Below are 9,341 nucleotides of genomic sequence, written 5' to 3'. Positions count from 1 at the left end.
GCCCTAGCCGAGCGGCAGCCGTACGGTGAAAACCGTGCGGCCCGCCGCGCTGTGTGCGCTCACCCGCCCCCCGTGCGCGGAGCCCACGGCCCGGACGATGGCCGGTCCGAGACCGGTGCTCCCCTGGGCGCGTGAGCGCGAGGCGTCAGCCACCACGGGCAGCGCCTCGGCGGGGATGCCGGGACCGTTGTCCTCGACCCGTATGTCGGCCATGCCAGCGGCGCCGCCACCGCCGGGCGGCGAGGCGCCCGCCGCCTCGCCGCCCGCCGCCTCGGGAACCTGGCGCAGGCAGGCTGTGACGACGGTGCCCCCGGGGGTGTGGGCGCGTGCGTTGGACAGGAGGTTGGCCAGCACCTGCCGCAGACGCGCCGCGTCGCCGGGCACGACGACCGGTACGTCCGGCAGGTCGAGCTGCCACCTGTGGTCAGGACCCGCGGCACGCGCGTCGCTCACCGCGTCCACCACCAGCGCCGAGAGGTCCACCACGGCCCTGCGCAGCGGCCGGCCGGCGTCCAGCCGCGCCAACAGCAGCAGGTCCTCGACCAGGTCGGTCATCCGCTCCGACTCCGCCTCGACGCGCGCCAGCGCGTACCGGGTCTGCGGGCCCACCTCCTCCCGGCCGCGCCGGGTCAGCTCCGCATAGCCCCTGATCGACGCCAGCGGCGTGCGCAACTCGTGGCTGGCGTCGGCGACGAAGCGCCGCACCCGTGTCTCGCTCTCGTGCCGGGCCGCCAGCGCCGCGCCGACGTGCCCCAGCATCCTGTTGAGGGCCGCCGCCACCTGTCCGACCTCCGAACGGGGATCGGTGTCGCGCAGCGGGACGCGTTCTCGCAGCCGTACCTCGCCCTCGTGCAGCGGCAGCCGGGAGACCCGGGCGGCGGTCTGCGCGACCCGGGCCAGGGGCCGCAACGCCAGCCGCACGCTGGCGGTACCGACGAGCGCCGCGGCGATCAGCCCCGCGCAGGCGACGCAGACCTCCGTGACGAGAAGTGTGCTGACGGTGTCCTGTACTCCCGAGGCGGGCAGTCCGACGAGCAGCGTGCCGCCGTCCACCGGCACCGACCGCACCCGGTAGGTTCCTTCCCCTGGCAGCTCGGCGGTGTGCGGCTCACCGTCGCGAGGGGCGTGTGCGAGCGCCGACCGCTGCTCCTCGGACAGGGGCGACACCGCCACCCCGTGGCCCGTCGGCGCGCTGTTGTCCTGGACGCTGATGCCCGCCCGGAGCACCTTCGTGCCGCCGGAGCCCTGGCCGGTGCCGCCCGACCCCGGCGGGGCCACGGCGCCGACCGTCCCCAGCGGCTGGCCCCCCATGGTCAAGAAGCGCAGCCGGTCCCCGTCGGGCGGTGCGCCGTGGCCCGGCGGGCCCGGGCCCGCGGCCCGCAACGCGACCTCGGCGAGCTGGTCGTCGAGCTGCCGGTAGAGGTGCGCGTGCAGGGAGATGGTGGTCACCGTGCCGATGACCGCCGCCACCACGGCGATCAGCGCGAGGACGCACAGCACCAGGCGGGTCCGCAGCAGGCGCGGTGGGCGCGGGCGGCCGAGGAGGCCGGGCAGGGAGCGGAGGGAGGGCATCGCGAGGGTCCTCACCGGCCGTCGGGCGCGCCGGGTTTGAGGACGTAGCCGGCGCCCCGCCGGGTGTGGATCATCGGTTGCCGCCCCGCGTCGATCTTCCTGCGCAGGTAGGAGATGTAGAGCTCGACGATGTTCGCCTGCCCGCCGAAGTCGTAGGACCACACGCGGTCGAGTATCTGCGTCTTGCTGAGGACCCTGCGCTCGTTGCGCATCAGGAACCGCAACAGCTCGAACTCCGTGGCGGTCAGCCGGATCTCCTCGTCCGCCCGCCAGACCTCGTGGCTCTCCTCGTCGAGCACCAGGTCGCCCACCGTCAGCAGCGACACGTCGCGCACCTGCTGCGCGCCCGCCCGGCGCAGCAGGCCGCGCAGCCGGGCGACGACCTCCTCCAGGCTGAACGGCTTGGTCACGTAGTCGTCCCCGCCCGCCGTCAGCCCGGCGATACGGTCCTCCACCGCGTCCCGCGCCGTGAGGAAGAGCACCGGCACTCCCGGGGACTCGGCCCGCAGCCTGTGCAGCACCGTCAGCCCGTCGGTGTCCGGCAGCATCACATCGAGCACGACCGCGTCCGCGCGCCACTCCCGTACGGCGCGCACAGCCCCGGCCCCGTCCCCCACGGAGCGCGCTTCCCACCCCTCGTACCGCAGGGCCATGGACAGCAGCTCGGCCAGCGGCGGCTCGTCGTCCACCACGAGCACCCGTACGGGCCGCCCGTCCCGCGTGAGCGCCGTTCCCGCCGCGGCCGTAGCGGCCCCGGCGGTGGGAACAGCGTCGGGTCGCGGAGGGTCGGGTCGCGGAGGGACGACGCCGGCACGTCCGGGGCCGCCGGCGGACACCTCGGCGGACACAGAAGACTCACCCATGCCGCCAGCCTCAACCCCGCCCCTGAGAGTTTCCTGTGCGGCGCCTGTGAGCCGGCTGAGAATGCGCCGGGCGAGGGGGCCGGCGACCCGGCGGGGAGCGGTCCGCCGTCCTCAGCGGGTGTCGCCGGGCCGCCAGCACAGCGTCATGTCGGGTAGTCCCTCCATGGTGCCGCTGCCGTCTCCCTCGGCGAGGACAGTGAACCCGTGCCGTGCGTAGAAGGCGCGGGCGCCGGTGTTGCGCGCGAAGACGTGCAGGGTCACGCCCGTGGGGCTGTGCCGCTTGACCGTCTCGAGGAGTCGTGTGCCGACCCCCTGGCGCAGGACGTCGGGGCGCAGATACAGCTGGTCGAGCACCTCACCCTGGAGGGCGGCATAGCCGACGATCCGGGTCCCACGCGTCGCCACCCAGGTGCGGCAGTCGTGCAGGACCACGTCCCGGACCCAGCCGGTGACCTCGTCGGCGGTGTGGGACTGCGGGGGCAGGTAGGGCATGGTCGCCGCCCGTGAACTCAGGTGTACGCGGGCGATCGGTGCCGCGTCGTCGGGTACCGCGCGCCGGATGCTGGTCTGGTTGTCGACGTCCACCGCAGGAAGGTACAGACCCGGCCGCCTGCCGAGCGAGCCCTTTACGGCTCCGGACCGGCCGGTCGTCCTGCCCGGCGGGCCGTGGCTCGGCCCGCCGGAGGCGGCGGGAGCAGGTGCGGGCGCACTCGGGGTGCTGGAGGTGGCGAGAGCGGGCGCGTACCCGCTGCGTACCCTGGCGGAAGTCCGCCATCCGTCCGAGGAGTCACCGTATGACCGCCACCGCGTCCGCAGTCTTGTCCCGTACCGCTGTCGTCACCGGCGCGAGCAGTGGTATCGGAGCCGCCACCGCGCGCGGGCTGGCGGCGGCCGGCTACCGGGTGGTCCTCACCGCGCGCCGTGCCGACCGGATCGAGGCCCTCGCCGCTGAGCTCAACGAGGCAGGTCACCGGGCGGAGGCGTATCCCCTGGACGTGACGGACCGCGCCGCTGTCGACGCGTTCGCCCGGGCTCTGCCCGCGGTCGACGTGCTGGTGAACAACGCGGGCGGGGCGCTCGGTGCCGATCCGGTCGCCTCGGGCGACCCGGAGGAGTGGCGGCAGATGTACGAGACGAACGTCCTCGGCACCCTGAACCTCACCCAGGCGCTGCTGCCCGCGCTCACCGACAGCGGTGACGGCACCGTCGTGGTGCTGTCCTCCACCGCGGGCCACGCCACCTACGAGGGCGGCGCCGGGTACGTCGCGGCCAAGCACGCCCAGCACGTGCTCGCCGAGACGCTGCGGCTGGAGATCGTCGGAAGCCCCGTGCGGGTGATCGAGGTCGCGCCCGGGTTGGTCAAGACGGACGAGTTCGCGCTGACCCGGTTCCACGGGGACGCCGAGAAGGCCGCGGGGGTCTACGCGGGGGTGGCCGAGCCGCTGACGGCCGAGGACGTCGCGGAGACGATCACCTGGGCCGTGACCCGCCCGAGCCACGTCAACATCGACCTGCTGGTCGTCCGTCCGCGTGCGCAGGCGTCCAACTCGAAGCTGCACCGGGAGCGGTGACGGGCCGCCGTCCGGGGACCCGCGCTCGTACTCAACGGGCCCCGTCCTCGGGCAGCTTCTCCAGCATCGTGCGGGCGCAGTCGAGGACGAGGGCGCACACCTCGCCGGGGTCGGCGCCTGCCAGCGCCCCCTTGCCGACCACCGAGCGTGTCAGGCCGATGCCCAGCAGCCAGGCCAGGACGAGGTCGGCGCGGAGCGCGGCGTCCTCGGCGTCGGTGAGTGTGGCGAGGGCGTCCACGTACTCCTCGCTCAGCAGCGCCCCGGTCCGGGTGGCGGTCCCGCCGACGGCCGAGCGCAGGAAGATCTCCAGCGCCCGATGGCGCTGCCCCTGCTCTTCGGTGCCCGCGGCGAGCAGGCCGCGCAGCGCGGTCTCCAGTACGTTCTCGGGTGGTGTCTCGCGCAGGTGCCGCAGGCTCTCGCCGGCCACCACCTCCTCGAACAGGGACTGTTTCGAGCCGAAGTAGCGGAAGAGCAGCGCCTGGTTGACTCCGGCGCGGGCGGCGATCTCGCGGACGGTGGTGCGTTCGTAGCCGCGCTCCGCGAACAGCGCCGCCGCCGCCTGGACCAGCGCCTGCCGTGTCGCTGCGGCATCTCTCTTGCGTGCGGTCCGGTAGGCGGTCATGCCCCTCCCCCGTCGAATCCCCCGTCGAAGCAGCCACTCGGAGCAGCCAGCGTAGCGGCCAACTACCCAACGGCACCCGGATGAGGCACCGTTGACCGCCGCGACCGCACCCGCCTACTTTTGTAAGCAGACGCTTACAACCGGTAGGAGGTCGTGTGACCAGCACCGGCACCGAACCCGTGGCCTACCCCTTCAACGAAGCGACGTCCCTCCACCTCTCCGACCGCTACGCCCTGATCCGCGACCAGGACGGGCTGCCGCGCGTGCGCCTCCCCTACGGCGAGGACGCCTGGCTCGTCACGCGCTACGCCGACGCCCGGCTCGTCCTGGGCGACAGCCGCTTCAGCCGCGCCGAGTCCGTACACCACGACGAGCCCCGCCAGTCGGAAGGGCGGCTGACGGGCGGGCTGTTGAGCATGGACCCGCCCGAACACGCCAGGCTGCGCACCCTGGTGGCCAAGGCCTTTACCGTGCGACGGGTGGAGAAGCTGCGCCCCGACATCCGCGCACTGGCCGAGGGCCTGCTGCGGGACATGACCGAGGCGGGGCCGCCCGCCGACCTGGTGGACGACTTCGCGCTGCCGCTGCCCGTCGGCGTGATCTGCCGGCTGCTGGGGGTTCCGGAGGCGGACAGGCCGCGCTTTCGGGTGTGGAGCGACAACGCGCTGTCGACCAGTTCACTGACGGCCGAGCAGTTCGAAGCCAGCAGGAACGAACTGCGCGCCTACATGGCGGGGTTGATCGAGCAGCACCGCGCGCATCCGGCCGACGACCTGATGACGGCGCTGATCGAGGCGCGGGACGATCGCGACAGGCTCTCCGAGCTGGAGCTGGTCGATCTGTGCGTGGGCATCCTCGTCGCCGGGCACGAGACGACGGCGAGCCAGATCCCCAACTTCCTGTGCGTCCTGCTCGACCACCCCGAGCAGTTCGCGCGCCTGCGCGAGGACCCGTCGCTGGTCGCCGGCGCGGTGGAGGAGCTGCTGCGCTTCGTGCCGCTCGGCGTCGGCGCGGGGCAGCCGCGCTACGCGACCGAGGACATCGACATCTCGGGGACACGCGTGCGCGCCGGCGACCCCGTGCTCGTGGCCATCGGGGCGGCCAACCGCGACGCGCTGCGCTTCGACGAGTCGGGCAAGCTCGACATCACCCGTACGAACAACTCGCATCTGGGTTTCGGACACGGCGTGCACCACTGTCTGGGCGCACCGCTGGCCCGGGTCGAGCTCCAGGAGGCGCTGCGCGCGCTGCTGCGGATCCTGCCGGGCGTGCACCTGGCCGGGGACGTCGACTGGAAGACCGCGATGCTCGTCAGGGGCCCGCGCTCCATGCCGGTGGGGTGGTGAACGATGACGTGGCGTGTCGAGATCGACCGGGACGTGTGCATCGGATCGGGGATGTGCGCCGGCATGGCTCCGGCCGTGTTCGCGCTGGAGAACGAACGCTCGCGTGCGGTCGCTGAGGAGATCGACCCGCAGGAGGCCGCCCTCGACGCGGCGGACTCGTGCCCCGCGCTGGCCATCACGCTGCTGGACGAGGACGGCGAGGTCGTCGGGCCCCGCCCGTGAGCCGGGGCGCCCTTCCAGGCACGGTACGGGGACCGGTCCCGGCCGGTCCCCGTACCGGTCTCAGGGCGCCACCTCGGCCTCCCGCGGCCGGGGGATGAGGAACGAGGCGGCATAGGCTGCCGCCACCACGACGCCTCCCAGGAGCAGGGCGGCCACGTAGCCGCCCGCCGAGGAGCTCCCCTGCGGGCTGCCGGACACCTGGACGGCGGACAGCAGCGCGAAGCTGAGCCCGGCCCCCAGGCCGAAGGCGGCCGAGATGAGCCCGGGCAGGAACCCGGGGTGGTCCTTGGGCGCCAGCACCACACCCAGCAGGTTGAGGACGATGTTGGCGATGCCCGCGTAGGTGACCCCGAGCAGGACGGTGCAGCCGACCATGACGGGGAGCGAGTGGACGCCGACCAGCGCCATGACCACGACCACGACGGCGCTGCCCAGCAGTCCCCAGCGCAGCAGGCGGCGGTAGCCGACCAGGGGGGCGAGCCGTCCGGTGAAGGGGCCCACGAGCCAGCCGACGAGGGCGAAGGGGGTGAGGAAGACCAGCGAGGCGAGGCCTGCCCCCATGCCGAACCCGGCGTCCTCGTTCTGCACGAACGACATCAGCACGCCGTTGACGGCGGCGAAGACGCCGGTGAGCGTGAGGAGGGTGGTCAGCAGGGGCGCCCAGGTGGCGCGCTGCCGCAGGTCGCTGATGCGCACCAGGGGATGCCCGCTGCCCTTCTCCACCCTCCAGAACACCGCGAAGGCGAGCACGGCCACCGCGAGCAGGCCCGCGGCCAGTGGCCAGTTGGCCTCGCCCAGCTTCTTGGCCTGGTCGACGGCGAGCAGCAGCGCCGCGACACTGATCACGAGGGGCGGCACGCCGGGCCAGTCCATCGGGGTCCCGGCCGAGGGGCGGGACTCGGGGCAGCCGAGCGCGACGGCCACCGCGGCGACGACCGCGACGAGTGCGATCACCCAGAAGATGCTGCGGAAGCCGTGGTGGGCCGCCAGCCAGCCGCCGGCCAGCGCGTCGACGCCCGCGATGCCGCCGTTGACGGCGGTGACGAGGCCCATGAGGGTGCCGAAGCGCTTCGGGTCGGCGATCTCGGAGCGCAACGTCAGCAGGGAGATCTGCACGACCGGGCCGGAGACGCCCTGCAGGACGCGCGCGATGTCGAGCACGGCGATGTTCGGCGCCACAGCGGCCATGACCGTGCCGGCGGCCATGACGACGAGCATCCACAACAGCACGCGCCGGCGCCCCACGATGTCGCTGTAGCGGGGCAGGAAGAGGGAGAACATCGCGCAGGCGGTGAAGAACGCCGTCTGCGAGAGGCCGGTGGCCGCCTCGTCGGTGTGCAGTTCGCGGGCCATGGTGACCAGGGCCGGGCTGAGCATGCTGGCGTTGAGCTGGAAGGCCACGCAGGCGGCGAGCAGCGCCGTCATCAGCGCCGCCGTGCCGGCCGTCTTCGTTGTCGGCCGGACGTTCAGGTCAGGTGCCATCGCCGTGCCTCACTTCCGTATCTGGCACAGGCGGTCGACGAGCAGTTCGGGGAACGTGCCGTCCGTCTCCAAGACCACCGCGGCGTTGGCGCCGGGCTGTGCGGGGTAGCCGCGGTGGATGCCGCGGGTGTCGGCGACGAGCGCGCCGCGGGCGGCGCCGTCGGCAGTGTCCACGGTGACCGGCAGCCGGGGCGCGGCCTTGGGTACGACCTCGCCGACGGCGATCCCCGCGGCCAGCGGGTCGTGGCAGGCCGAGCCGCGGAAGGGCAGCGCCGTCTCCTCGTGGAAGGTGAAGTAGAAGTCGAGGATCTCGCCTGCGAGCCGGCTGACGGGGGTGTCGCAGGCGAGCAGCCGTTGCCGGTGCGCCTCGGTGAGGTTCTCGCGCATGGTGACGTCGAGCGGCACGAGGGTGAGGTCCTGCCAGCCCGCGGCCAGCACCGCGGCGGCGGCTTCCGGGTCGTGGCCGATGTTGGCTTCGGCGAGCGGGCTGATGTTGCCGGGGTGGTGGACCGCGCCGCCCATGATCGTGAGGCGGCCCACCCACTCGGGCAGCCGGGGCTCCGCGCGAAGCGCCAGGGCGAGGTTGGTCAGCGGCGCCGTGGCGAGGATGTCGATCCCGTCCTCGGACTCGCGGGCGGTCCGCAGGAGGAGTTCGACGGCGGTGTGCGGGTCCGGGTCAGCGGTGGGTTCGGGCAGCGGGATGCCTCCGAGCCCGCCGTCGCCGTGGACGAAACCGGCCTCGGGGTGGGTGTCGCCGCGCAGGGTGGTGGCGGCTCCGGCGGCTACGGGCACGTCGGTGCGGCCGGCGGTCTCCAGCACCTGGAGGGTGTTGCGGGCGGCCCGCTCGGCGGTGGTGTTGCCGGCGACGGTGGTGACGGCGCGAAGGTCCACCCCCGGAGTCCGGCAGAGGTAGAGCAGGGCGACGGCGTCGTCGATGCCGGTGTCGCAGTCCACGAGCAGGGGGCGGGGTGCGGTGACGGGCATGGGTCACTTCCGGGGAGAGGGACACGAGCGGCAGGGCGGGCGCCTCGGGAGCCACCCGACCCGCCGGTCGAGATTGTCGGACAATCAATTGGCCGTGAGACTAGCCCTGACCTGAGGCCGAGACAAGGGTTCACGTGCGGGAAGCACGCACGGCCCGCCGGCGGGCAGGCGGCGGGAAAGCAGCCGGACCCCGCTTTGCACCGGTGGCTCGCGACGATGCGCCACGGCTCAGCGCCTCGCCCGCGCGCGACGTTCCACCCGCCCGCCCCGGCGCGACCAACGGGCAGCACCCCGCCGGGGCCCCCCCCCCCCCCCCCCCCCCCCCCCCCCCCCCCCCCCCCCCCCCCCCCCCCCCCCCCCCCCCCCCCCCCCCCCCCCCCCCCCCCCCCCCCCCCCCCCCCCACCGAGGGAAGAGGATCCGGTGAGGGGCGCTAGTCTTGGGGCGCACGCGTGGGCGGATCGACACCGCAGCAGGACGATCGCCGCGCATTGTCCGACAAATAAACTCGGGAGCCCCGATGCCTCGACAGGGAGACCGTCGGCACTCACCCCGCGTGAAGCTCTACCAGCGGATCGTGGCGGCCATCGACGACGGCACCTTCCCTCCGGGGGCGGGCGGCGGCTGGTTGACGACGCTCCCCGAGCCCTGGCGGCGGGTTATCACGCCGTCCTCCTGCAG

The 9,341-nt window shown here is 73.8% G+C and carries 9 protein-coding genes; 3 read left to right on the top strand and 6 right to left on the bottom strand.

Going from position 1 to position 9,341, the window contains the following annotated elements:
• Positions 1-3: 3 nt before the first annotated feature.
• The 3 genes from AB8Z75_RS27160 to AB8Z75_RS27150 all read right to left on the bottom strand — a co-directional run bounded on the left by AB8Z75_RS27160 (position 4) and on the right by AB8Z75_RS27150 (position 3,020).
• Positions 4-1,572 carry a sensor histidine kinase gene (locus AB8Z75_RS27160; protein WP_369206470.1) on the bottom strand — a complete coding sequence of 523 codons (1,569 nt, stop codon included), beginning with the start codon at positions 1,570-1,572 and terminating at the stop codon, positions 4-6.
• Between the two features lie 11 nt (positions 1,573-1,583).
• Positions 1,584-2,435, bottom strand: a complete 852-nt coding sequence (locus AB8Z75_RS27155; RefSeq protein ID WP_369206468.1) for a response regulator transcription factor — start codon at positions 2,433-2,435, stop codon at positions 1,584-1,586.
• A 111-nt stretch (positions 2,436-2,546) separates the two neighbouring features.
• On the bottom strand, positions 2,547-3,020 hold the full coding sequence (locus AB8Z75_RS27150; RefSeq protein ID WP_369206466.1) for an N-acetyltransferase family protein: 474 nt from the start codon (positions 3,018-3,020) through the stop codon (positions 2,547-2,549).
• Positions 3,021-3,229: 209 nt separating this feature from the next.
• On the opposite strand from AB8Z75_RS27150, the gene AB8Z75_RS27145 reads away from it, so the two are divergent.
• Complete coding sequence (locus tag AB8Z75_RS27145; RefSeq protein ID WP_369206464.1) at positions 3,230-4,006, top strand: SDR family NAD(P)-dependent oxidoreductase; 777 nt, start codon at positions 3,230-3,232, stop codon at positions 4,004-4,006.
• Positions 4,007-4,037: 31 nt separating this feature from the next.
• On the opposite strand, the gene AB8Z75_RS27140 is transcribed toward AB8Z75_RS27145, so the two are convergent.
• On the bottom strand, positions 4,038-4,628 hold the full coding sequence (locus AB8Z75_RS27140; RefSeq protein WP_369206462.1) for a TetR family transcriptional regulator: 591 nt from the start codon (positions 4,626-4,628) through the stop codon (positions 4,038-4,040).
• 155 nt (positions 4,629-4,783) lie between these two features.
• On the opposite strand from AB8Z75_RS27140, the gene AB8Z75_RS27135 reads away from it, so the two are divergent.
• Together AB8Z75_RS27135 and AB8Z75_RS27130 are read left to right on the top strand one after the other, a co-directional pair.
• Positions 4,784-5,974, top strand: coding sequence for a cytochrome P450 (locus tag AB8Z75_RS27135; protein WP_369206460.1), 1,191 nt, complete (start codon positions 4,784-4,786; stop codon positions 5,972-5,974).
• A gap of 3 nt (positions 5,975-5,977) precedes the next feature.
• Positions 5,978-6,196: a ferredoxin gene (locus AB8Z75_RS27130; protein ID WP_369206458.1), complete on the top strand. Its 219-nt coding sequence runs from the start codon at positions 5,978-5,980 to the stop codon at positions 6,194-6,196.
• Between the two features lie 60 nt (positions 6,197-6,256).
• On the opposite strand, the gene AB8Z75_RS27125 is transcribed toward AB8Z75_RS27130, so the two are convergent.
• Together AB8Z75_RS27125 and AB8Z75_RS27120 are read right to left on the bottom strand one after the other, a co-directional pair.
• A complete protein-coding gene (locus AB8Z75_RS27125) occupies positions 6,257-7,678 on the bottom strand; it encodes an MFS transporter (RefSeq protein WP_369206456.1) in 1,422 nt (473 codons plus the stop codon).
• A gap of 9 nt (positions 7,679-7,687) precedes the next feature.
• On the bottom strand, positions 7,688-8,662 hold the full coding sequence (locus AB8Z75_RS27120) for a nucleoside hydrolase (RefSeq protein ID WP_369206454.1): 975 nt from the start codon (positions 8,660-8,662) through the stop codon (positions 7,688-7,690).
• Positions 8,663-9,341: the final 679 nt, after the last annotated feature.

The organism is Streptomyces sp. PU-14G, from assembly GCF_041028275.1.
Lineage (GTDB): Bacteria > Actinomycetota > Actinomycetes > Streptomycetales > Streptomycetaceae > Streptomyces.
Note: the sequence above shows the minus strand (reverse complement) of the source record. Positions and strands in the feature narration are given on the sequence as shown.

Coding starts and splice junctions, on each gene's coding strand:
- AB8Z75_RS27125 (WP_369206456.1), bottom strand. CDS start 7,678: ATGGCACCTGACCTGAACGTCCGGCCGACAACGAAGACGGCCGGCACG.
- AB8Z75_RS27120 (WP_369206454.1), bottom strand. CDS start 8,662: ATGCCCGTCACCGCACCCCGCCCCCTGCTCGTGGACTGCGACACCGGC.
- AB8Z75_RS27140 (WP_369206462.1), bottom strand. CDS start 4,628: ATGACCGCCTACCGGACCGCACGCAAGAGAGATGCCGCAGCGACACGG.
- AB8Z75_RS27155 (WP_369206468.1), bottom strand. CDS start 2,435: ATGGGTGAGTCTTCTGTGTCCGCCGAGGTGTCCGCCGGCGGCCCCGGA.
- AB8Z75_RS27160 (WP_369206470.1), bottom strand. CDS start 1,572: ATGCCCTCCCTCCGCTCCCTGCCCGGCCTCCTCGGCCGCCCGCGCCCA.
- AB8Z75_RS27145 (WP_369206464.1), top strand. CDS start 3,230: ATGACCGCCACCGCGTCCGCAGTCTTGTCCCGTACCGCTGTCGTCACC.
- AB8Z75_RS27130 (WP_369206458.1), top strand. CDS start 5,978: ATGACGTGGCGTGTCGAGATCGACCGGGACGTGTGCATCGGATCGGGG.